Here is a 22,419-nt window from a genome sequence, read left to right on the forward strand (position 1 = left end):
AAAGTGCAACAGGGCGTAAGACGCGCACGGCGGCATGCGCCGCCGTGCGGGAGAGAACGGTGAAGCTCAGGCCTGCGGGATCTCGATCTTCACTTCGAGGACTTCGAGATCGTCCTGGCGCTCGAGGCTCACGCGGATGTCGTCGTCCGAGATATGGACATACTTCGAGATGACCGCGACGAGCTCCTTCTGCAGCGCCGGCAGGTAATCGGCCGGCGGCCGGCCACCGACCCGCTCGTGCGCGATGATGAGCTGCAGGCGCTCCTTCGCGACCGACGCGGACTTCTTCTTCTCACCGAGGAGAAACGAAAGGATGGACATGGGCGGCCTCCGTTACTTGCTGCCGAAGAGGCGCTGCAGCAGGCCCGGCTTCTGGTAATCGGTGAAGCGCAGCGGCTTGTCCTCGCCGAGGAAGCGGGCGACGACGTCCTTGTACGCTTCCGCAACGTCGGTACCGTCGATATGCACGGCCGGCAGACCCTGGTTCGATGCGTGCAGCACGGCTTCGGATTCGGGCACCACGCCGATCAGCTTGATGCGCAGGATCTCGCTGATGTCCTCGAGCGACAGCATCTCGCCTTCGCTCACGCGCTTCGGGCTGTAGCGCGTGATCAGCAGGTGTTCCTTGATCGGATCCTTGCCTTCGGCCGCGCGCTTCGTCTTCGACGACAGGATGCCGAGAATGCGGTCCGAGTCGCGCACCGACGACACTTCCGGGTTCGTGACGATCAGCGCTTCGTCCGCGAAGTACATCGCGTGCAGCGCGCCTGCCTCGATGCCGGCCGGCGAATCGCAGACGATGTATTCGAAATCCATCGCGATCAGGTCGTTCAGCACCTTCTCGACGCCGTCACGCGTGAGCGCATCCTTGTCGCGCGTCTGCGACGCCGGCAGGATGAACAGGTTCTCGCACTTCTTGTCCTTGATCAGCGCCTGGTTCAGGTTCGCTTCGCCCTGGATCACGTTGACGAGGTCGTACACCACGCGACGCTCGCAGCCCATGATGAGATCGAGGTTACGCAGGCCGACGTCGAAGTCGATCACGGCCGTCTTGTGGCCGCGCAGCGCGAGGCCGGACGCGAAGCTCGCGCTGGTCGTCGTCTTGCCCACGCCGCCCTTGCCCGAAGTCACCACGATGATTTTTGCCATTTACCCAATACCCTGTGTTCGTCAATGAGAGCCGATCGATCCGGAGCGTGCCGCGTGAATCACGTCAGGCGCAGCGGTTCGATCATCAGTTTTTCCTCTTCGAGCCGGATCTGCACCGATTTGCCCAGTATGTCGGCGGGCAACGGGTTCTCGGTCGTTCGATAGATACCCGCGATCGAAATCAGTTCCGGCTCCAGACACGTGCAGAAGATGCGCGCGTCGTGATTGCCGTGCACGCCCGCGAGTGCGCGGCCGCGCAGCGGCGCGTAGATGTGGATGTTGCCTTCCGCGATGATCTCGGCGCCGTGACTGACCGGCGCAAGCACCACGAGGTCCCCTTTCGCGTAAATCTGCTGCCCCGAACGCAGCGGCCGGTCGATCACCAGCGTCTGGCCGCCCGCCGGAATCGGCGTCGGCGAAGGCTCCGGCGCCGGTTCGGCTGCCACGGCAGCGGCCGCGCCGGGCGCCGGCTCCGCTTCGTCCGCCGGCTTCGCGGCCGACGCCCCCGCCACACGGCGATCGCGCGCCTCGAGCAGCGGCAGACCGGCTTCCCCCGCCCAGCCTTGCGTCGCCAGCGCAACCACGCCCACCGGCCGCATCCGCACGTCGTTCAGCATCTGGCGGATGTCGGCGAGCGCGACGCGTTCGCCGTCCGCGAGACGGCGGACGTCGATCGCGACGACGTCATCGGCAAAAAACTCGGGAGTCGCTTCGAAGCGCTTGACCAGTTCGGCACGCAACGCATCGAGATCGGTCGTCTTCACGGTGAACAACAACGTATCGACCGATCCGCTGCGCAGCTCGAAGAATGGCGATTTTTTAAGCGACATGGACACTCTGCAAAAAATTTTTGCGTATTTTACAGGCGTCCACGCGTGCGGCCATTATTTTTGGGCAACCGAGTGGTGAGGGTCGCGACGAGCGCGCGACCGGCAGGCGGGCAGTCGGACGGGCGAGCGGGGCTTCATCGCGCCGTGCGGCCCGTGGCTTCATGCGTCAGGGGGTGGTGAAGTGCGACACGAACAGCGATTTCATCGCGCCGGGCATCCGCGCGATCGGCGCGTGCTCGCCCGTGTTGCCGAACCCCGCGCGTTCGTAGAAGCGGATCGCGTTGCGGTTCGCATCGGCGATCCACGCGTAGACGTCCTGCGCGCCGCGTTCGGCGAGCCAGCCGGTGGCCGTTTCGAGCAGCAGCACGCCGCCGCGCAGGTGCCGGACCGCGTGCGCGACCCACAACTCGCTGACGAACGCGCGCCGCTCGGGCGTATTGTCGAAATACGCGCCGATCATGCCGGCCGGGTGGCCTTCGGTGTACAGCAGGAAAGTCGTCGACTCGTCGGACGCGGCGCGCAGCGCGGCAGTGGCCGCCGCTGCGTCGGAATCGACGTTCAGCAATTCGGCCTCCGGCGCTTCGCCGGGCGCGTAGGGCTCACGCAGCGATGCGGCGCGGAGTTCGCGATACACGCCGCCCTGGTTGGCGGCGATACGACGAACGGTCAAGGTCGAACTCATGCAGGCACAGCCCCCTTCGGACAGCAAGTTACTAGCTTCAACCGAAAGCGGGGCATGAGTCAAATCGTTATTTTCAAATGACAGCACGGATTGAAAGGCTGCAGGCACCGCACCCGCGCCCGTGTGCAGGTGCAGCATCGGTGCTTCGACGATGGCGGCACCCGGTCATTCGAGCGATGCGACCGGACGCGTCTGCTCGCTTGCCTTGCCGTGTGCGGCACTCATGCAAGGCGGGCCCGCATTTCGGCGCCGCAGCCATAATGGTCCGTAATGGATATGTTTGCAACAGGGCTGCGCCGCCATGCGTCGTCAACCAGATTTATTGCGTTGCAACATTTGTTGTGGGACGCGCCGCTCGCTGTACGCGTTCAACACGTCATCTATTCATCTGACCACAACGCCCGGCGCGCGGGCCGATCGGGGCCATGCCGGCTCGTTTCAATCCCCCCTTGCCGCCCCTTCCCGGCCTGCGTCATGCCGGCACAGCTGTTTGGAGTTGCACGCCTAGCGCCAGGGTTTGGAAAGCGTGCGCGACGGTCGTATAACTGGCACAACCGGACCACCGATCCGGTGCCGCGCGCCGTGCCGCGGCCCCATAACGATTCCAGCGACGTCAAACGCGTAGACATGGCCGCCGCGCCTGCGAGTGCAGGCGCAGGCCTTCAAAGGAGGGAGACAATGGCGATGACCGACGCATCGGCCTCGGGCTGGTCGGATGGCAAACGTTATCTATGGCTGCTCGGGGCGGTGACCATCACGCTGCCGATTCTGGCGGCGCAGCTCGCGTTGTCGACGGGCCTGCACGTGTTCTGGTGGTTCGGCCCGCTGTTCGCGTTCGGCGTGATCCCGATTCTCGATACGCTGATCGGCGACGATCGCGACAATCCGCCCGAAGACGTCGTCCCGCATCTCGAACGCGAGCGCTATTACCGCTACATCGTCCATCTCGCGACGCTGGTCGAATACTTCGCGTTCTTCATCTGCGTATGGATCGTCGGCACGCATGCGCTCGCGTGGTACGACTACGTCGGCTTCGCGTTGTCGCTCGGCGCCGCGACGGGCATCTCGATCAACACCGCGCACGAACTCGGGCACAAGACGAGCCGCTTCGAGCGCTGGCTCGCCAAGGTCACGCTCGCGCCGGTAGCGTACGGGCACTTCTTCGTCGAGCACAACCGCGGCCATCACGTGCGGGTCGCGACGCCCGAGGACCCGGCAAGCGCACGTTACGGCGAATCGTTCTGGGCGTTCCTGCCGCGCACGGTGACGGGCAGCATCCGCTCGGCATGGCGGCTCGAAAAGGCGCGCCTCGAGCGGCTCGGGCATTCACCGTGGACCTGGCGCAACGAGGTGCTGCACGCGTGGGCGATGACGGTGGTCGTGTGGGGCATCGCGATCGCGATGGCCGGCAAGGTCGTGATTCCGTTCCTCGTGATCCAGGCCGTATACGGCGCGTCGCTGCTCGAAGTCGTCAACTATGTCGAACACTACGGGCTCGGCCGCCGCAAGCTGCCCAGCGGCCGCTACGAGCGCTGCACGCCGCAGCATTCGTGGAACAGCAATCATGTCGTCACGAACCTGTTCCTGTACCAGTTGCAGCGGCACGCCGACCACCACGCGAACCCGACGCGCTCGTACCAGGCGCTGCGCCACTTCGACGACTCGCCGCAACTGCCGGCCGGCTACGCGACGATGATCCTGTTCGCGTATGTGCCGCCGCTCTGGTATCGCGTGATGAATCCGCGGGTCGTCGCCCACTACGGCGGCGACATGGCGAAATCGAACATCAAGCCGTCGATCCGCGCGCGCGTGCTCGCGCAGTATCCGGCCGCGGCGTGATGCGGGACCGCACGGTCGCCGTCGGCAATATCGTCATGCAACCTGCGGCAGCCGGAACACGGCGACCGCGTGGCGCAGCGCACTTGCCTGCTCGGCCAGCGCCTGCGTCGCGGCCGACGCCTGTTCGACCAGCGCGGCGTTGCGCTGCGTCGCTTCGTCCATCTGCGTGACCGCGACGTTCACCTGCTGGATGCCGCCGCTCTGCTCCTGCGACGCGGACGAGATCTCGCCGACGATCGTCGTCACGCGTTGCACCGCGCCGACGATCTCGTGGATCGATTCGCCCGCGCGGCCGATCAGCACGGCGCCCTCGTCGACCCGCTGCGTCGATTGCTCGATGAGTCCCTTGATCTCCTTCGCGGCCGCCGCGCTGCGCTGCGCGAGCGTGCGCACCTCCGACGCGACGACCGCGAAGCCGCGCCCCTGCTCGCCCGCTCGCGCCGCCTCGACGGCCGCGTTCAGCGCGAGAATGTTGGTCTGGAACGCGATGCTGTCGATGACCGCGATGATCTCGCCGACCTTCGCCGCGCTGGCCGCAATCCCGCTCATCGTGTCGACCGCGCGCGTCATCACGCCGCCGCCCGCGGACGCGATGTCCGATGCGTCCCGCGCCAGTTGCGCCGCGTGCTGCGCATGTTCGGCCGACTGGCGCACGATGCCCGTCAGCTCCGTCATGCTGGCGGCGGTTTCCTCGAGCGACGCAGCCTGGGACTCGGTGCGCGACGACAGGTCGTGATTGCCCGATGCGATCTGCGCGCTCGCGGTCGCGACGGCTTCCGCATGCGTGCGCACTTCGAGCACGACACCCGACAGGCTCGCCTGCATCCGCTGCAACGCGCGCAGCAGGTCGGCGATCTCGTCGCGGCCGGCCGCGTCGACGTCGCGCGTCAGGTCGCCGGCAGCCACCGCCTGCGCGCAGGCCACCGCCCGATCGAGCGGCCGCAGGATAGCGCGGCTGAACAGGAACGCACCGATCATCGCGATGCCGAGCACGACGAGCATCAGCACGACGCTCGCCGCGGTCGCGTAGCGCGCGTCGCGGCTCGCGTGCGCCGACACGGCGGCGCTCTCGTCGGCGATCGACTTCGCCGCGCGCTCGAGCAGCTCGGCCGGCGCGCGGTCGACGCCCGCGACGGCCGCGTCACCGGCCGTCGGTTCGAAGCCCGCGGCCTTGAACGCGTCGAACCCGCGCCGGTAGCCTTCGCCCATCGCCGCATGCGCGCGCATGAACTGCTCGACGAGCGTACGGCTCTCGCCGGGCGGCAGCTGATTGACGAGCTGCGCGGCGAGCGTGTCGACCGTGCGCTCGCGCGTCTGGAATGCCTGCCAGTACTTGTCGAGCTTGTCCGGCTGCCTGCCGCGCAGCAGCGTGTCCTTCCATTCCTGGACCTGCAACTTGAACTGCACGAGCGTCGCCGATACGAGGCGCTCGTCGGCGACACGCGCCTGCACGTCGTTCGAGAACGTATCGATCGAGCGATTGAGAACGTGGATGCCATACAGCGCGCCGCAGAACATCAGCAGCAGCGCAACGGCGAATGCGAGGGGAATCTTGTAGCTCAGCTTCATGGGACCTTGAATCGACGGGGAACGATGGCGGGCGGCATGGGTGCCGGCCGCCGCACCGTGTTAACGGCGCGGACATCGAAGGCTTAAAGCTGAGGAAAGCGGTGAAGGCTCGTGTGCGGTGCGGGCCGATCAGGTGCGGCGCGTGCGATGCTGTGGCGCGACTGTCCCACTGCGTCATGCAGCGGCGCACGACGACGGCCAACACACATCGCACATCGCACATCGCACATCGCAGCGACGACCTAAAACGAAAAACCCCGTGATCCTTTCGAATCACGGGGCTTCGTATTTTGGCGGAGAGGGTGGGATTCGAACCCACGGTACGGGGAAACCGTACGCCTGATTTCGAGTCAGGTACATTCGACCACTCTGCCACCTCTCCTTCCTTTGCTGCATTTCGCGGCTGGTCGTTTCCGCGAGAAAAAGATTATAAGACGATCGCTTCGCGGCTGACAAGCCCTTTCTGCAAATTTTTTCGAGGGCTTCGACAGGCCCGCGTTACGACGCCTGTGCCGGCGCGTCGATCCGCTCCATGCCGCCCATGTACGGACGCAGCACTTCCGGCACCGTGACCGAACCGTCGGCATTCTGATAATTCTCGAGCACCGCGACGAGCGTGCGGCCGACCGCGAGGCCCGAGCCGTTCAGCGTATGCACGAGTTCCGGCTTGCCCTGCGCGTTGCGGAATCGCGCCTGCATCCGGCGCGCCTGGAACGCCTCGGTGTTCGAGCAGCTCGAGATCTCGCGATAGGTGTTCTGCGCGGGCAGCCACACTTCGAGGTCGAACGTCTTCGCAGCCGAAAAGCCCATGTCGCCCGTGCACAGCGTGATCACGCGGTACGGCAGGCCGAGCTTCTGCAGGATCGCTTCCGCGTGGCCGACCATCTCGTCGAGCGCCGCGTACGATGCGTCCGGCGCGACGACCTGCACCATCTCGACCTTGTCGAACTGGTGCTGGCGGATCATCCCGCGCGTGTCGCGGCCATACGAGCCGGCTTCCGAACGGAAGCACGGCGAATGCGCGGTCAGCTTGATCGGCAGCGCGGAGCCTTCAACGATCGACTCGCGCACGGTGTTCGTCAGCGAAATCTCGGACGTCGAGATCAGGTACTGCGTGATCGTGTTTTCGCCGCCGCCCTTCTCGACGCGGAACATGTCGTCCGCGAACTTCGGCAACTGGCCCGTGCCGTACAGGATTTCCGGGTTCACGATGTACGGCGTGTACGTCTCGGTGTAGCCGTGCTGCAGCGTGTGCGTATCGATCATGAACTGCGCGAGCGCGCGGTGCAGGCGGGCGATCGAGCCGCGCAGCATCGTGAAGCGCGCGCCGGCGAGCTTCGCGCCGGTTTCGAAATCGAGGCCGAGCGGCGTGCCGACGTCGACGTGATCCTTCACCTCGAAGTCGAACTGGCGCGGCGTGCCCCAGCGGCGCACTTCGACGTTGTCGGCCTCGTCCTTGCCGACCGGCACGCTTTCGTGCGCGAGGTTCGGCATGCCCAGCATCAGGTCGGACAGGCGTGTCTGGATCTCGCCGAGCTTGACCTCCGACGCCTTCATCTCGTCGCCGATTCCGCCGACTTCGGCCATGACTGCCGACGTGTCCTCGCCCTTCCCCTTCAGCGCGCCGATCTGCTTCGACAGGCTGTTGCGACGGGCCTGGAGCTCTTCGGTACGGGTCTGGATCGCGCGGCGTTCCGCTTCGAGGGCGGAGAACGCGGCGACGTCGAGGGTGTAGCCGCGATCGGCGAGGCGCTTCGCGACGCCGTCGAGGTCTTTGCGCAGCAACTGGATGTCGAGCATGGGAGGACTTGGAAAATCGTTGTGTAAGACGGGAATTCTAACGCACCGCGGCGCCACCACGGCATCGGCCGGATGGACAGTGCCGCAAACGGGCGGCCATGGCAGTATCGCATTGGCGGTCCGCCGCATCGGCGGCCGGCGAATTGCCGCGCGCCTGGCGATGACGGATCGCAACACGCCCGCGCCGGCCGGCGGCAACCGAATCAAGCGGAGCGCCGGCTCCGCGTCGTCACAGCCCCCAAGGAATCCGATGACCATCGAACTCGACAAGGATGTACGCGACCGCGCGATCGCGTCGCTGCAACGTTATTTCACAGAAAACATGGACGAGCCGATCGGCAACATCCAGGCCGGCGCGCTGCTGCATTTCTTCATTCAGGAAATCGCGCCGGCGATCTACAACCTCGCCGTCGCCGATGCGCAGGAACGCCTGCATGCGCGGGTCGCCGAACTCGACATCGAATGCCACGAAGAGCCGTTCGAATACTGGAAGAAACAGCAGCCGGGCCGCAAGCGCTGACGCGTCCACGGCAGCGCGGATCGAACCGGCCCGCGCGCCGCCGGTCAGTCCTTCTTGCCGGCCTCGCGGTCGAGCTCGCGCAGCCATGCGAGCTTGTCGGCGATCTTCGCTTCGAGCCCGCGCGGCACCGGCTTGTACCAGCGCGGCTCGCGCATCCCGTCCGGCAGGTACGTCTCGCCGGCCGCATAGGCGTTCGGCTCGTCGTGCGCGTAGCGGTAAGCGTGGCCGTAGCCGAGCTCCTTCATCAGCTTGGTCGGCGCATTGCGCAGATGCACCGGCACCTCGCGCGACTTGTCCTGCTTGACGAACGCCATCGCATCCTTGAACGCGTTGTAGCCCGCGTTGCTCTTCGCCGCGCACGCGAGATAGATCACGGCCTGCCCGAGTGCAAGCTCACCTTCGGGCGAGCCGAGCCGCTCGTAAGTCTCGGCCGCGTCGTTCGCCACCTGCAGCGCGCGCGGATCGGCGAGGCCGATGTCTTCCCACGCCATCCGCACGATCCGCCGCGCGAGATACTTCGGATCCGCGCCGCCGTCGATCATCCGGCAGAACCAGTACAGCGCGCCGTCCGGGCTCGAACCGCGCACCGACTTGTGCAGCGCCGAGATCTGGTCGTAGAAGTTGTCGCCGCCCTTGTCGAAGCGCCGCGCATTCAACGTCATCGCGCTGCTGACGAACTCGGCATCGATGGTCGTGATCTTGGCGGACGCCGCGGCGGTCTGCGCCTGCTCGAGCAGGTTCAGGAAGCGCCGCGCGTCGCCGTCCGCGTAACCGATGAGCGTATCGATCGCCTTGTCGTCGAACGCGAGGCCGTCGAGCGCGATTTCCTGCGCGCGCTTGAGCAGCAGGCGCATCTCGTCGTCGTTCAGCGACTGCAGCACATACACCTGCGCCCGCGACAGCAGTGCCGAGTTGACTTCGAAGCTCGGATTCTCGGTCGTCGCACCGATGAAGGTCACGAGCCCCGACTCGACGAACGGCAGCAGCGCGTCCTGCTGCCCCTTGTTGAAACGATGGATTTCGTCGACGAACAGGATCGTGTGGCGGCCGGTGCGGTTCAGCGTGTCCTTCGCCTGCTCCATCGACTCGCGGATATCCTTCACGCCGCCGAGCACCGCGGACAGCGCGATGAACTCGCAGTCGAACGCGAGCGCGGTGAGGCGCGCGAGCGTGGTCTTGCCGACACCGGGCGGCCCCCACAGGATCATCGAATGCGGCTTGCCGGATTCGAACGCGAGCCGCAGCGGCTTGCCTTCGCCCAGCAGATGCGTCTGGCCGATCACCTCGGCGAGCGTCTTCGGCCGCAGCGCCTCGGCGAGCGGCCGGCGCGGCTCGACTTGAAACAGGTCGGACATGAACCCTCGCTCCAGATCAAACGATGGCGGCCGCAGCGGCCGCCGGACCCGACATTATGACAGCCGCGCGAACCCGCCGCCGCGCTTGGCGCCTGCGCCTAGTGCCCAAGCCCGGTACCCGCGCTCGTTGCAGGGCGCCTGTTGCACGCGCCGGTGCCCGCGCCCGTTGCACGCGTCCGTTGCACGGCGCCCGGTACCCGCGTCCCCAAACAACACGGGCCTGCCGTTGCCGGCAGGCCCGTGTCGGGAAAACGGCGCAACGAAGGTCAGCCGTTGATCACGTCCGCACCCTTCGGCACGACGAACTTGAACGCGTCGCCCTTCAGCGGCGGGTTCGTCTGGATGTTCGTGAACGTCAGCAGCGTGACGTTGCCGAACACGTCGTGCAGTTCCATCGCGGCGAGCGTGCCGTTGCGGAAACCGATGCCGATTCGCTGGAATTGCGTGTCCTGCGCCTTCGGCAGCATCTCGAGCCATTCGATGCCGCCCTTCTCGCCCGCATCGCGCAGCGTGTAGTTCTTGTCGAGGTCGTTGCTGCCGAACAGGATCGCGGCCGGGCTCGCGCCCAGCGCGCCGTTCAGCTTGCGCTCGGTGACCTGGTTCAGGTCGCGGTCGTACACGTAGAGCTTGTCGCCGTCGGCCTGCAGCACCTGCTGGTACGGCTTCTGGTACGTCCAGATGAACTTGCCCGGACGCGAGAACACGAACGTGCCGCTCGAATTGTCGTTCGGCTTCGGCGCGGCCTGCGCGGCGCTCGCGCCCTTGGCCGGCGCCTTGACGATCTGCTGCGTGAAATCGCCCTTCGCCGAACGCACCTGCGACACGAAGGCCTTCAGTTGCTCGGTGCCGCCCGCGAACGCGTGCGTCGCCGCGAGCATCAGCGATGCGCCGGCGAGCGCCGCGCCGAGCCAGCGCCGCGTCGAACGAAGGGAAGGGGCGAACGAAAGTTGCTGCATGATGCGGTTTTCTCCCTGGGTGGCCGGCGCTGCGGGCGCCGCGGACTCATTCCGCGTCGCGCGCCGGCACAAGAATTTCGCGGTTGCCGCTCGACGACATCGCCGACACGAGCCCCGACTGTTCCATCTGTTCGAGCAGCCGCGCCGCGCGGTTGTAGCCGATCCGCAGATGGCGCTGCACGAGCGAAATCGACGCGCGGCGGTTCTTGATGACGATCTCCACCGCCTGGTCGTACAGCGGATCAGACTCGCCGCCGCCTTCGCCGGTTCCCGCTCCCGCCGAGCCCTCGTCGCCGTCGACGGTGCCGCCTTCGAGCAGCCCTTCGACGTAGTTCGGCTCGCCCTGCTCCTTGAGCTTGTCGACGACGCGATGCACTTCGTCGTCGCCGACGAACGCGCCGTGCACACGCACCGGCAGCCCGGTGCCCGGTGCCAGGTACAGCATGTCGCCCATCCCGAGCAGCGACTCGGCGCCCATCTGGTCGAGAATCGTGCGCGAGTCGATCTTCGACGAGACCTGGAACGCGATGCGCGTCGGCACGTTCGCCTTGATCAGGCCGGTAATCACGTCGACCGACGGACGCTGCGTCGCGAGGATCAGGTGGATGCCGGCCGCGCGCGCCTTCTGCGCGATCCGTGCGATCAGCTCCTCGACCTTCTTGCCGACGACCATCATCAGGTCGGCCAGCTCGTCGATCACGACGACGATGTTCGGCAGGCGGCCGAGCGGCTCGGGATCGTCCGGCGTCAGGCTGAACGGATTCGGAATCTTTTCCTCGCGCTTCGCCGCATCCTCGATCTTGTTGTTGTAGCCCGCGAGATTGCGCACGCCGAGCTTGCTCATCAGCTTGTAGCGGCGCTCCATCTCCGCGACAGTCCAGTTCAGCGCATGGCCGGCCTGGCGCATGTCGGTAACGACCGGGCACAGCAAGTGCGGAATGCCTTCGTAGACGCTCATTTCGAGCATCTTCGGATCGATCAGGATCAGGCGCACCTGCTCGGCAGTGGCCTTGTACAGCAGCGACAGGATCATCGCGTTGATCCCGACCGACTTGCCCGAACCGGTGGTGCCGGCGACCAGCAGGTGCGGCATCTTCGCGAGATCCGCGCAGACCGGCTTGCCGCCGATGTCCTTGCCGAGGCTCAGCGTCAGCGCGGACGACGCGGCCGCATAGACTTCCGAGCCGATGATCTCGGACAGGTGCACCGTCTGCCGGCGCTGGTTCGGCAGTTCGAGCGCCATGTAGTTCTTGCCCGGGATCGTCTCGACCACGCGGATCGACACGAGCGACAGCGAACGCGCGAGGTCCTTCGCGAGGTTGACGATCTGGCTGCCCTTCACGCCGGTGGCCGGCTCGATCTCGTAGCGCGTGACGACCGGGCCCGGATACGCGGCGACGACGCTCGCCTCGACGCCGAAGTCCTTCAGCTTCTTCTCGATCAGGCGCGACGTGAATTCGAGCGTGTCGGCCGAGATCGCTTCCTGCGTCTTCGGCGCGGGATCGAGCAGCGACACCGGCGGCAGCGTCGAATCGCCCGGCAGGTCGGTGAAGAGCGGCACCTGGCGCTCGCGCTCGACGCGCTCCGACTTCGCCGGCGTGACGACCGGCGGCACGATCGTCACGGGCTCGTGATCCTCGATGCGCACGCGCTCCTCCTCGACCTTGCCTTCGCGGCGCACGGCCGCGGCCTCGCCGAGCTTGCGGTCGCGCTCGGCCTCGCGGCGCAGCTTCGCGACGTTGACGGCGGACAGGATCGCGCCGCCGACGCGCTCGGCGACCGACAGCCACGAGAAGCGGAAATACAGCGACAGGCCGATCGCGAGCAGGATCAGCAGCAGCAGCGTGCCGCCGGTGAAGCCGAACGCGTGCGACATCGCGCCCGCCACCGCCTCGCCGATCACGCCGCCCGGCGCGCGCGGCAGCTGCACTTTCAGCGACCACATCCGCAGCGCCTCGATGCCGTCGCACGCGAGCACGACGAGCACGAACGCGAAGATCTCGGTGAGCCAGCCGATCGGCCGCTCCGGTTCGTCGACGACCGCCTCGTGACGCGTGATGCGCCGGTAGTTGACCGCGATGCGCCGCCCGAGCGGCACGATCAGCCAGTAGGCCGACAGGCCGAACAGCAGCAGGATGATGTCGGCCGTCCACGCACCGACGCGCCCGGCCCAGTTCGAGATGTGGTCCACCTGCGCGGCGTGCGTCCAGCTCGGATCGCGCCGGCTGTAGCTCAGCAGGGCCATCACCAGAAAAGCGCAGAGCGCGACCTGGAGAATCCAGCGGATCTCCGTGAGGAGCTTCGACATCCGGTGCGGCAACGCCTGTGCCTGGGCGGAATAAGGAGCTTTTGCCATGAATCCGTATATAGAGGACGGGCCGCGCGCCCGCCTGTCGTTCGATCGCGCTTATTGTAAACGCTGCATCGGGCCGCCAAGTGTAAATGACGGTTACATAAGAGGGCCGGGGCCGCCGAAGCCGACGCCGCGGTCGCGATTCGGGCCGCGGACACCCCCCGGGCGGTGCCTGCGGCAATGCGCCGCCGCGCGTCCCGCCGCCGCCGCGCCCTGCCCGCTCCCCCGCCGTCACGCGTTGCCGAAGCGGGCCGGCCGGCGGGGGAACGCTATCGTGCCGATTGAAACTCTCGTTCGGCAGCGCAGCAACGGGGCCTTTATAATGCGCGTCTGATACCCATCTATGACGGCATCCCGGTCAACCCAGACCGTCCGGCGCGCCTTACCCCGCCCGCCGGGCCGCCTTTTACGGATTCGCACATGTCCACGCCCAAACACGCCAAAGTCCTGATTCTCGGTTCCGGCCCCGCCGGCTACACGGCTGCCGTCTACGCGGCCCGCGCCAACCTGTCCCCGGTGCTGGTCACCGGCATCGCGCAGGGCGGCCAGCTGATGACGACGACCGATGTCGAAAACTGGCCGGCGGACGCGAAGGGCGTGCAAGGCCCGGAACTGATGGCGCGCTTCCAGGAGCACGCGGAGCGCTTCAACACCGAAATCGTATTCGACCACATCCACACCGCGAAACTGCACGAACAGCCGATCCGGCTGATCGGCGATTCGGGTGAATACACGTGCGACTCGCTGATCATCGCGACCGGCGCGTCCGCGCAGTATCTCGGCCTGCCGTCCGAGGAAGCGTTCATGGGCAAGGGCGTGTCGGCCTGCGCCACCTGCGACGGCTTCTTCTATCGCAACCAGGAAGTCGCGGTGATCGGCGGCGGCAACACGGCCGTCGAGGAAGCGCTCTATCTGACGGGCATCGCGAAGAAGGTCACGGTGATCCACCGCCGCGACAAATTCCGCGCCGAGCCGATCCTGATCGACCGCCTGCTGGAAAAGGAAAAGGAAGGTGTCGTCGACATCAAGTGGGACCACGTGCTCGACGAAGTGACCGGCGAGGACTCGGGCGTCACGGGCCTGCGCATCAAGAACGTGAAGACCGGCGAGAAGCAGGACCTCACCGTGCAGGGCGTGTTCGTCGCGATCGGCCACAAGCCGAACACCGACCTGTTCCAGGGCCAGCTCGAGATGAAGGACGGCTACATCCTGACGAAGAGCGGCCTGCAGGGCAACGCGACGTCGACCAGCGTGCCGGGCGTGTTCGCCGCCGGCGACGTGCAGGACAACGTGTATCGCCAGGCGATCACGAGCGCCGGCACGGGCTGCATGGCCGCGCTCGACGCGCAGCGCTACCTCGAAAGCCTGCACGACAAGAAGTAAGCGTCAAGCCTTCGCACGCCGGGCGCTACAATGGCGTCCGCTGCCGCGAAGCGCGCTTGACCGGAAAGCCGCTGCGGCCGTGCAGCGGCTTTTTTTGTGCCCGCGCGTGCGAACGCGCCTGCCCGGTTACCGAATCATGGCAAAGAACCAGCCCCATCCGAGCGATCCCGCGAAGCGGCAGATCGCTGCCCGTCCCGCGAGCCCGGCTCCCGAGGCGCCGCCGCCCGCCCCCGACGCCGCCGCGTTGCGCGGCCAGGGCCTGGCCGGCCTCGGCGCATTGCGCAAGTCGCTGCAAGGCGAAGCCGACCGCCGCGAGCGCACCCGCGTCGAAACCGCGAAGGCCGCCCGCCAGGCGGAAGCCGACGCGAACCTGTTCCGCAACGAAATCGGCGCGATCCAGCCGCTGAGTGCGCCGCCGCGCGCGAAGTCCGGCCGCACGCCGCCCGATCCGGTGCCGAAGCAGACGCAACGCGACGAAGAAGACGTGCTGAACGCGACGCTGTCCGACGAATTCGATCCCGAGACGCTGCTCGACAGCGACGAATCGCTGTACTACCACCGCCCCGGCATCAGCCGCGACGTCGTGCGCAAGCTGAGGAGCGGCGCGTGGATCGTGCAGGCGCAGCTCGATCTGCACGGGATGCGGCGCGACGAAGCACGCGACGCGCTCGCGGAATTCATCCGCGAGGCCGGCAAGAAGGGCCTGCGCTGCCTGCGCGTGATCCACGGCAAGGGGCTCGGCTCGATCGGCAAGGAACCGGTGCTGAAAGGCAAGGTGCGCGCGTGGCTCGTGCAGAAGGAAGAAGTGATCGCGTTCTGCGAGGCGCGCAGCCACGACGGCGGCGCGGGCGCGGTGCTCGTGCTGCTGCAGCCGCTCGCGGCGCCCGCCGACCGGGGGCCGCGTGCCGCATCCTAGGCTGACGCTCGCGATCTCGATTCTGGAGGCGATCGCGACGCTGGCCTTTGCGATTTCGGGCTTCATCGAGGCGCGCAAGAACCGTCTCGACTCGGTCGGCACGTTCGTCGTCGCGCTCGCCACCGCGTTCGGCGGCGGCACGCTGCGCGACATCCTGCTCGAACGCCGGCCGTTCTACTGGGTCGTGCACGACGACTACGTGATCGTGATTTTCGTGCTCGCGCTGTTCGCGCCGTTCGTGCTGCGGATGCTGTCGCGGCTGTCGGCCGAGCGGCTGCTGCTGGTGGCCGACGCGATCGGGCTCGGCATCTTCAGCATCTCCGGCACCTCGATCGCGCTCGATGCCGAGATGCCGCGCTTCATCGCGGTGATGATGGGCGTGATCACCGGTGTGGTCGGCGGGATCGTCCGCGACGTGCTGTGCAACGACATCCCGCTGATCCTGCGCGATTCGCGGCCGTACGCGACCTGCGCGTTCGTCGGCTGCTGGTTCTACCTGCTGCTGACGTGGCTGCAGTTCGACTCGGTGTACAGCGTGCTGCTCGCGACCGCGTTCATCCTCGTCGCACGGCTCGCGACGTTCAAGTTCGACGTGCGGTTGCCGCACTGACGCTGCAGCGCCGGCAAGTCAAAAACAAAAGGGGCCGTTTGGACACGGCCCCTTCTCCTACATTCGGCGCACACGGCGCGTCACGCGATCCGCTCTTCCGACGCCGGATCGAACAGCACCGCCTTCGACACGTCGAACAGCAGCGACTGCGTCTGCCCGGGCTGCGGATTCGCGGCCGGATGCACGCGGCTCACGATCCGCTTGCCGTTCACCTGCGCGAACACGTGCGTGTCCGGGCCCGTGGGCTCGGTCACGTCGACGCGCACGTCGATCGGCTGCAGCTTCGACGCCTCGCCGTGATGGGCATTGCGCGCGTCGGTGATGCGCTCCGGACGCAGCCCGAGAATGACCTCGCGACCGACGTGCGACTTCAGTTTCGCCGCGTCGAACGGCAGGATCAGCGCGCTGCGCGCGAGGCCCGTGTCGATCTCGAGCGCGATCCCGCTGCCCTGCTCGACGAGGCGGCCGTTGATGAAGTTCATCGGCGGCGCGCCGATGAAGCCCGCGACGAACAGGTTCGACGGCGAATCGTAGATGTCCTGCGGCGCGCCGAACTGCTGGACCACGCCGTCCTTCATCACCGCGATCCGGTCGCCGAGCGTCATCGCCTCGATCTGGTCGTGCGTCACGTAGACGATCGTCGTGCCGAGGCGCTGGTGCAGCAGCTTGATTTCCGCGCGCATCTCGATGCGCAGCTTCGCGTCGAGGTTCGACAGCGGCTCGTCGAACAGGAACAGCGACGGATCGCGCGCGAGCGCCCGGCCCATCGCGACGCGCTGACGCTGGCCGCCCGACAGCTGGCCGGGCTTGCGGTCGAGCAGATGCTGGATCTGCAGCATCGACGACACGCGCTCGACGATCTGCTGCTGCTCGCTCTTCGGCACCTTGCGGATGTTCAGGCCGAACGAGATGTTCTCGCGCACCGTCATCGACGGATACAGCGCGTACGACTGGAACACCATCGCGATGTCGCGATCCTTCGGCGACAGGTTGTTGACGACCTTGCCGTCGATGCAGATCTCGCCGCTCGTGACCGTCTCGAGGCCGGCGATCATGTTGAGCAGCGTCGATTTCCCGCAGCCCGAGCCGCCGACCAGGATCAGGAACTGTCCGTCCTCGATCTCGATGTCGACACCCTTCAGGACCGGCACCCCGTTCGGGTAGGTCTTGTACACGTCACGGATGGAAAGGCTTGCCATGCTGTGAATCCTCTGTCTCGTCTCGCGCGGCGCACGCAGGCGCCGCGTCGGGTTCGTTTCGATGCGCCGCGCGTCGTGCGCGGCCGGTTCGTCGTATCGGATGAAGCCGCGCTTACCCCTTCACCGCGCCTGCCGTGAGACCGCGCACGAAGTAGCGGCCGGCGACCACGTAGACGAGCAGCGTCGGCAGCGCGGCGATGATCGCGCCGGCCATGTCGACGTTGTATTCCTTCACGCCCGTCGACGTGTTGACGAGGTTGTTCAGCGCGACCGTGATCGGCATCGAGTCGACGCCGGAGAACACGATCCCGAACAGGAAGTCGTTCCAGATCTGCGTGAACTGCCAGATCAGGCACACCATGAAGATCGGCAGCGACACGGGCAGCAGGATCTTCGTGAAGATCGTGAAGAACCCCGCGCCGTCGATGCGCGCGGCCTTCACGAGCTCGGCCGGCACGCTCACGTAGAAGTTGCGGAAGAACATCGTCGTGAACGCGATCCCGTACACGACGTGCACGAACACCAGGCCCGGAATCGTGTTCGCGAGACCGAGCATCCCCTGCAGGCGCGCCATCGGCAGCAGGATCACCTGGAACGGAATGAAGCAGCCGACCAGCATCATCGTGAACAGCGCGTCCGCGCCGCGAAAGCGCCAGTGCGTGAGCACGTAGCCGTTGAACGCGCCGACCAGCGACGAGATCAGCACGGCCGGAATCACCATCTGCAGCGAGTTCAGGAAGAACGGCTTCATCCCGTCGCAGCGCACGCCGGTACACGCGCCGCTCCACGCCTTGACCCACGGATCGAAAGTCCAGTGAGTCGGCGGCGTCAGCAGGTTGCCGGTGCGCAGCTGTTCGAGGTCCTTGAACGACGTCGACAGCATCACGTAGATCGGGAACAGGAAATACAGCGCGAACAGGATCAGCGCCGCATAGATCACTGCCCGACTGATCGTCATCTTAGGCTGCATTGCGGGTGCTCCTCGATTCCATATACATCAGCGGCACCAGCACCGCGACCACGGTCGCGAGCATCATCACCGACGACGCGGCACCCAGCCCGAGCTGGCCGCGGTTGAACGAAAACGTGTACATGAACATGGCCGGCAACGACGACGACGTGCCCGGGCCGCCCGCCGTCAGCGCGACGACCAGGTCGAAGGTCTTGATCGTGATGTGGCAAAGGATCAGCAGCACCGAAAAGAACACCGGGCGCATGCTCGGGATCACGATCTTGCGGTAGATGGTCGGCAGCGTCGCGCCGTCGACCTGCGCGGCCTTGAAGATCTCGGCGTCGACGCCGCGCAGCCCCGCGAGGAACAGCGCCATCACGAAGCCGGTCGACTGCCACACGGCCGCGATCACCACGCAGAAGATCGCCTTGTCCGGATCGTCGAGCCAGCCGAACGAGAAGCTCGTCCAGCCCCAGTCGTGCATCACCTTCTCGAGGCCGAGGCCCGGGTTCAGGATCCACTGCCACGCGGTGCCGGTCACGATGAACGACAGCGCCATCGGGTACAGGAAGATCGCGCGCAGCGCGCCTTCGTTGCGGATCCGCTGGTCGAGCAGGATCGCGAGGAACAGCCCGAGGCCGACGCAGATCGCGATGAACGGAATCCCGAACCAGCCGAGGTTCGCAGCGGAGGTCCACCACACGTCGTTCTGGAACAGGTCCGTGTAACGGCCGAAGCCGTCGAATTCGTAGTTGGGCAACAGCCGCGAGCGGGTCAGCGACAGATAGCCGGTAATCAGGATGAAGCCGTAGATGAACACCACGGCGATCGCGAGGCTCGGCGCGAGCACGAGCTTCGGGATCCAGCGATCGGCGAAGGCCGACATCGGCGACGTGCGCCGTGCGACGGCAGCGCCGGATCCGTTTCCGCTAAGAGGGGCAGCCACTTGATTCGACTCCTGGAACGAGGGCGACGCAGGCCGGGCCGGCGCCGGGTACGGCACGGGTCCGCGGGCGAGCCCGTTTGCTGCACATGCAAAAACGCCCGGCCGATCGTGCGCGTCCGGCCGGGCGCCTGTCGCGCTTTACTTCACCTTCGCGGCTTTCGCGAGCGCGGCGACCGCGCTCTTCGAATCCTGCTGCGAGTTCATGAACTTCGTCACGACGTCGGTGATCGCGCCGGCCGTTGCGTCGCCCTGCGCCATCCCGTGCGCGAGCGACGGCACGAAGCCGCCCGACTTGATCGCGGTCTGCTCGTCGGCGTACGACTTCTTCGCGCAGTCGTCGAACTTGTCCATCTTCACGCCGAGACGCACCGGCACCGAGCCCTTCAGCAGGCTGAACTGCTCCTGGAACTCCGGCGTCATGATCGTCTTCGCGAGCGCGATCTGGCCCGGCGTCGCGTTCTTCTCGCCCTTCTGCTGGAAGAACACGAACGAGTCGACGTTGAACGTGTACGAATTCGCGGTGCCCGGCACCGGCGCGCAGATGTAGTCCTTGCCCGCCTTCTTGCCGGCGTTCTCGAACTCGCCCTTCGCCCAGTCGCCCATGAACTGCATGCCGGCCTTGCCGTTGATGACCATCGCGGTCGCGAGGTTCCAGTCGCGGCCGTTGCGGCCGGTGTCGAAGTAGCCCTGGATCTTGCGGACCGTGTCGAACACCGACACCATCTGCGGCGACGTCAGCGTGGCCTGGTCGAGATCGACGAGCGCCTTCTTGTAGAACGCCGGGCCTTGCGACAGTACGACGTCTTCCCACAGCGTCAGGTCCTGCCACGGCTGGCCGCCCATCGCGACCGGCTGGACGCCCGCGGCCTTCAGCTTGTCGGCCACCGCGAAGAATTCGGGCCAGGTGGCCGGCACCTTCGCGCCGACCTTGTCGAGCGCGGCCTTGTTGATATAGAGCCAGTTCACGCGGTGCACCGAGAACGGCGCGGCGACGGTATGACCCTTGTACTTGATGATCTTGTCGATTTCCGGCGGCAGGTTCTGCTTCCAGTCGCCCGCGGCGGAATCGATGTTGACGAGCACGCCCTGGTCGGCCCAGTCCTGGATCAGCGGGCCCTTGATCTGCGCGGCGGACGGGGAGTCGCCGCTGATCACCTTGGTCTTCAGCGCGGTCATGGCCGCCGCGCCCGCGCCGCCCGCGACCGCGAAGTCCTTCCACACGTAGCCCTGCTTCTGCACGTCGTCCTTCAGCACGCCGACGGCCTTCGACTCGCCGCCCGACGTCCACCAGTGCAGCACCGTTACGTTCTCGGCCGCCTGCGCCGCCACGGCGCCTGCCATCAGACCTGCGGCGCAGAGCGCGCCCATGATCGAGCGAACTTTCATTACTTATCTCCTCCAGACTGAATCAACTCGTGAGGTTCCCTGACGGGAACCGGCTTCTTGATAAACGACGGGGAAATCGAGCCGCGGGACGCGTGCAGCGTACGGGGCCGATGACCGGCCGGGCTCTTACAGAAAGCGTGAATCGAGATTCAACGGCGTGTCTCCTCATTGTGTTTCTGGCCCGCCGCGATGCCGCGGCGCGAGCCCGGGGCGACGGCGCGCGGACGATGCGCACCGTCAATGTCCGATAACATTCGGCACAAGGCGTTCCCGAAGGCGAAGCTCGCGCAGTTCATCGACCGCACTTCTTTTTTTCTTCACCCAGGTGCTACCCCTTGCGGCGGATTGTAGTTAAACTACAATTCAGTGTCAAAAATATTTTTATCGCACTACGGATCGCTTCCGAGCACCCCCAACACGGCGGAGACACATGCATACCGATTCCAGCTTTACCTTCGTACTTTTCGGCGGCACCGGCGATCTGTCGATGCGCAAGATCCTGCCCGCGCTGTTCGAAGCGCATCGCGGCAACATGCTCGCGGAAGGCGGCCGGATCGTGGCCGTCGCGCGGCACGAATCGGATCGGTCGCACTATCTCGAGTGGGTCGACACGCATGTGAAGCCGCACGCCGCGAAGGCGGCCGGCAACGCATTCGACGAAAGCACGTGGAAATCCTTCCTCGAGCGCATCGAATACGTGAAGCTCGACCTCGGCCGCGCGGAGGATTACGTCGTGCTGCGCGACGCGATCGCGCATCTGTCCGGCATCCGCGTGTTCTATCTCGCGACGGGGCCGTCGCTGTTCGTGCCGATCTGCAAGGCGCTCGCGTCGGTCGGCCTGAACGAAGGCGCGCGCATCGTGCTCGAGAAGCCGCTCGGCTACGACCTGAAGTCGTCGAACGCGATCAACGACGCGGTCGGCGAGATCTTCGCGGAAGGCCAGATCTACCGGATCGATCACTACCTCGGAAAAGAACCCGTACAGAACCTGCTCGCGCTGCGCTTCGGCAATGCGCTGTTCGAGCCGCTGTGGCGCCGCGAATGGGTCGAGAGCATCCAGATCACGATTGCCGAGGAACTGGGCGTCGAGGCGCGCGGCGATTTCTACGACAATACGGGCGCGCTGCGCGACATGGTGCAGAACCACTTGCTGCAGTTGCTGTCGATCGTCGCGATGGAGCCGCCGCACTCGATGGATTCCGACTCGGTGCGCGACGAGAAGCTGCGCGTGCTGCGCGCGCTGAAGCCCGTCGATCCGCGCGACATCGGCAAGGTCGCGGTGCGCGGCCAGTATCATGCGGGCGTGATCAAGGGCGCGCAGGTGCCGGCCTATGCAACCGAGCCGGGCGTGAAGCCCGACAGCGCGACCGAAACCTTCGTCGCGCTGAAGGTCGAGATCGAGAACTGGCGCTGGGCCGGCGTGCCGTTCTTCCTGCGCACCGGCAAGCGTCTGGCCGACCGCGTCGCGGAGATCGTCGTCAACTTCCGTCCGGTGCCGCACTCGGCACTGGGGCCCACCGCGCTGCGCGCCGGCTCGAACCGCCTCGTGATCCGGCTGCAGCCGAACGAGACGATTCGCCTGTACTGCCTCGCGAAGCAGCCCGGCGAAGGGATGAACCTCGCGAGCGTGCACCTCGACCTCGCGTTCGACCAGTTCTTCAAGGAAGGGCAGATGGAGGCTTACCAGCGCCTGCTGCTCGACGTGATCAACGGCCGCCTCGCGTTGTTCGTGCGGCGCGACGAGCAGGAAGCCGCATGGCGCTGGGTCGAGCCGATCCTGAACGAATGGGCGCGCACGCTGAAGCCGCCGAAGCCGTACGCGGCGGGTACCTGGGGGCCGGCCGCGGCGAGCGCGATGCTCGCGCAGCACGGCACCTGCTGGCTCGAAGAAGAAAACTGATGCAAACCGTTGCCGTGCGCGTGGCGCGCGGCAACGTGCCCCATGATCCATACGAATTGAACAGACAAAGCAGT

19 protein-coding genes and 1 tRNA gene are annotated in these 22,419 nt (G+C 66.3%); 6 read left to right on the top strand and 14 right to left on the bottom strand.

Translation table 11 applies throughout. The features are described 5' to 3' along the window. Nucleotides 1–66: 66 nt before the first annotated feature. The 4 genes from minE to C7H84_RS21255 all read right to left on the bottom strand — a co-directional run bounded on the left by minE (nucleotide 67) and on the right by C7H84_RS21255 (nucleotide 2,661). Complete coding sequence (gene minE, locus C7H84_RS21240; RefSeq protein WP_006476634.1) at nucleotides 67–321, bottom strand: cell division topological specificity factor MinE; 255 nt, start codon at nucleotides 319–321, stop codon at nucleotides 67–69. A 12-nt stretch (nucleotides 322–333) separates the two neighbouring features. Then, a complete protein-coding gene (minD, locus tag C7H84_RS21245) occupies nucleotides 334–1,149 on the bottom strand; it encodes a septum site-determining protein MinD (RefSeq protein ID WP_121860623.1) in 816 nt (271 codons plus the stop codon). 59 nt (nucleotides 1,150–1,208) lie between these two features. Beyond that, nucleotides 1,209–1,979, bottom strand: a complete 771-nt coding sequence (gene minC / locus C7H84_RS21250; RefSeq protein ID WP_121860624.1) for a septum site-determining protein MinC — start codon at nucleotides 1,977–1,979, stop codon at nucleotides 1,209–1,211. Nucleotides 1,980–2,145: 166 nt separating this feature from the next. Continuing rightward, the gene (locus C7H84_RS21255; protein ID WP_162999334.1) at nucleotides 2,146–2,661 is read right to left on the bottom strand and encodes a GNAT family N-acetyltransferase; all 516 of its coding nucleotides are present in this window, start codon (nucleotides 2,659–2,661) and stop codon (nucleotides 2,146–2,148) included. Between the two features lie 678 nt (nucleotides 2,662–3,339). Here C7H84_RS21255 and C7H84_RS21260 point away from each other — a divergent pair. Continuing rightward, a complete protein-coding gene (locus tag C7H84_RS21260) occupies nucleotides 3,340–4,500 on the top strand; it encodes an alkane 1-monooxygenase (RefSeq protein WP_121860625.1) in 1,161 nt (386 codons plus the stop codon). Nucleotides 4,501–4,533: 33 nt separating this feature from the next. On the opposite strand, the gene C7H84_RS21265 is transcribed toward C7H84_RS21260, so the two are convergent. From C7H84_RS21265 to serS, 3 genes are all read right to left on the bottom strand, one after another. Next, nucleotides 4,534–6,069 (bottom strand): methyl-accepting chemotaxis protein, encoded by a 1,536-nt coding sequence (locus C7H84_RS21265; RefSeq protein ID WP_121860626.1) that lies wholly within the window; start codon nucleotides 6,067–6,069, stop codon nucleotides 4,534–4,536. Between the two features lie 291 nt (nucleotides 6,070–6,360). After that, nucleotides 6,361–6,451, bottom strand: a tRNA-Ser gene (locus tag C7H84_RS21270). Nucleotides 6,452–6,567: 116 nt separating this feature from the next. Continuing rightward, nucleotides 6,568–7,869, bottom strand: a complete 1,302-nt coding sequence (gene serS, locus C7H84_RS21275; RefSeq protein WP_121860627.1) for a serine--tRNA ligase — start codon at nucleotides 7,867–7,869, stop codon at nucleotides 6,568–6,570. Between the two features lie 250 nt (nucleotides 7,870–8,119). Here serS and C7H84_RS21280 point away from each other — a divergent pair, with 250 nt between their 5' ends. Next, nucleotides 8,120–8,389, top strand: a complete 270-nt coding sequence (locus tag C7H84_RS21280; protein ID WP_121860716.1) for a DUF2164 domain-containing protein — start codon at nucleotides 8,120–8,122, stop codon at nucleotides 8,387–8,389. Nucleotides 8,390–8,433: 44 nt separating this feature from the next. On the opposite strand, the gene C7H84_RS21285 is transcribed toward C7H84_RS21280, so the two are convergent. The 3 genes from C7H84_RS21285 to C7H84_RS21295 all read right to left on the bottom strand — a co-directional run bounded on the left by C7H84_RS21285 (nucleotide 8,434) and on the right by C7H84_RS21295 (nucleotide 13,056). Next, complete coding sequence (locus C7H84_RS21285) at nucleotides 8,434–9,744, bottom strand: replication-associated recombination protein A (protein ID WP_121860628.1); 1,311 nt, start codon at nucleotides 9,742–9,744, stop codon at nucleotides 8,434–8,436. A gap of 266 nt (nucleotides 9,745–10,010) precedes the next feature. Then, nucleotides 10,011–10,700, bottom strand: coding sequence for an outer membrane lipoprotein chaperone LolA (lolA, locus tag C7H84_RS21290; protein WP_121860629.1), 690 nt, complete (start codon nucleotides 10,698–10,700; stop codon nucleotides 10,011–10,013). A gap of 46 nt (nucleotides 10,701–10,746) precedes the next feature. Then, nucleotides 10,747–13,056, bottom strand: coding sequence for a DNA translocase FtsK (locus C7H84_RS21295; protein WP_121860630.1), 2,310 nt, complete (start codon nucleotides 13,054–13,056; stop codon nucleotides 10,747–10,749). 417 nt (nucleotides 13,057–13,473) lie between these two features. Here C7H84_RS21295 and trxB point away from each other — a divergent pair, with 417 nt between their 5' ends. From trxB to C7H84_RS21310, 3 genes are all read left to right on the top strand, one after another. Further along, the gene (gene trxB, locus C7H84_RS21300) at nucleotides 13,474–14,436 is read left to right on the top strand and encodes a thioredoxin-disulfide reductase (protein WP_121860631.1); all 963 of its coding nucleotides are present in this window, start codon (nucleotides 13,474–13,476) and stop codon (nucleotides 14,434–14,436) included. 136 nt (nucleotides 14,437–14,572) lie between these two features. Beyond that, the gene (locus tag C7H84_RS21305) at nucleotides 14,573–15,352 is read left to right on the top strand and encodes a Smr/MutS family protein (RefSeq protein WP_121860632.1); all 780 of its coding nucleotides are present in this window, start codon (nucleotides 14,573–14,575) and stop codon (nucleotides 15,350–15,352) included. After that, nucleotides 15,339–15,962, top strand: a complete 624-nt coding sequence (locus C7H84_RS21310; protein WP_121860633.1) for a trimeric intracellular cation channel family protein — start codon at nucleotides 15,339–15,341, stop codon at nucleotides 15,960–15,962. The genes C7H84_RS21305 and C7H84_RS21310 overlap by 14 nt, the downstream gene beginning before the upstream one ends. 80 nt (nucleotides 15,963–16,042) lie before the next feature. Here C7H84_RS21310 and ugpC read toward each other — a convergent pair whose 3' ends face one another. From ugpC to C7H84_RS21330, 4 genes are all read right to left on the bottom strand, one after another. Then, complete coding sequence (gene ugpC, locus C7H84_RS21315) at nucleotides 16,043–17,161, bottom strand: sn-glycerol-3-phosphate ABC transporter ATP-binding protein UgpC (RefSeq protein ID WP_121860634.1); 1,119 nt, start codon at nucleotides 17,159–17,161, stop codon at nucleotides 16,043–16,045. Between the two features lie 112 nt (nucleotides 17,162–17,273). Further along, nucleotides 17,274–18,131, bottom strand: a complete 858-nt coding sequence (locus C7H84_RS21320; RefSeq protein ID WP_121860635.1) for a carbohydrate ABC transporter permease — start codon at nucleotides 18,129–18,131, stop codon at nucleotides 17,274–17,276. Next, on the bottom strand, nucleotides 18,121–19,059 hold the full coding sequence (locus C7H84_RS21325; protein ID WP_121860636.1) for a sugar ABC transporter permease: 939 nt from the start codon (nucleotides 19,057–19,059) through the stop codon (nucleotides 18,121–18,123). The genes C7H84_RS21320 and C7H84_RS21325 overlap by 11 nt, the downstream gene beginning before the upstream one ends. Nucleotides 19,060–19,197: 138 nt before the next feature. Further along, entirely contained in the window at nucleotides 19,198–20,445 is a 1,248-nt protein-coding gene (locus tag C7H84_RS21330) for an ABC transporter substrate-binding protein (RefSeq protein WP_121860637.1), read from the bottom strand. A 430-nt stretch (nucleotides 20,446–20,875) separates the two neighbouring features. Between C7H84_RS21330 and zwf the strand changes: the two genes are divergently transcribed. Beyond that, nucleotides 20,876–22,345: a glucose-6-phosphate dehydrogenase gene (gene zwf / locus C7H84_RS21335; RefSeq protein ID WP_121860638.1), complete on the top strand. Its 1,470-nt coding sequence runs from the start codon at nucleotides 20,876–20,878 to the stop codon at nucleotides 22,343–22,345. The last annotated feature ends 74 nt before the right edge of the window (nucleotides 22,346–22,419 follow it).

It is taken from the genome of Burkholderia sp. Nafp2/4-1b, from assembly GCF_003635165.1.
In the GTDB taxonomy this organism is placed as follows: domain Bacteria; phylum Pseudomonadota; class Gammaproteobacteria; order Burkholderiales; family Burkholderiaceae; genus Burkholderia.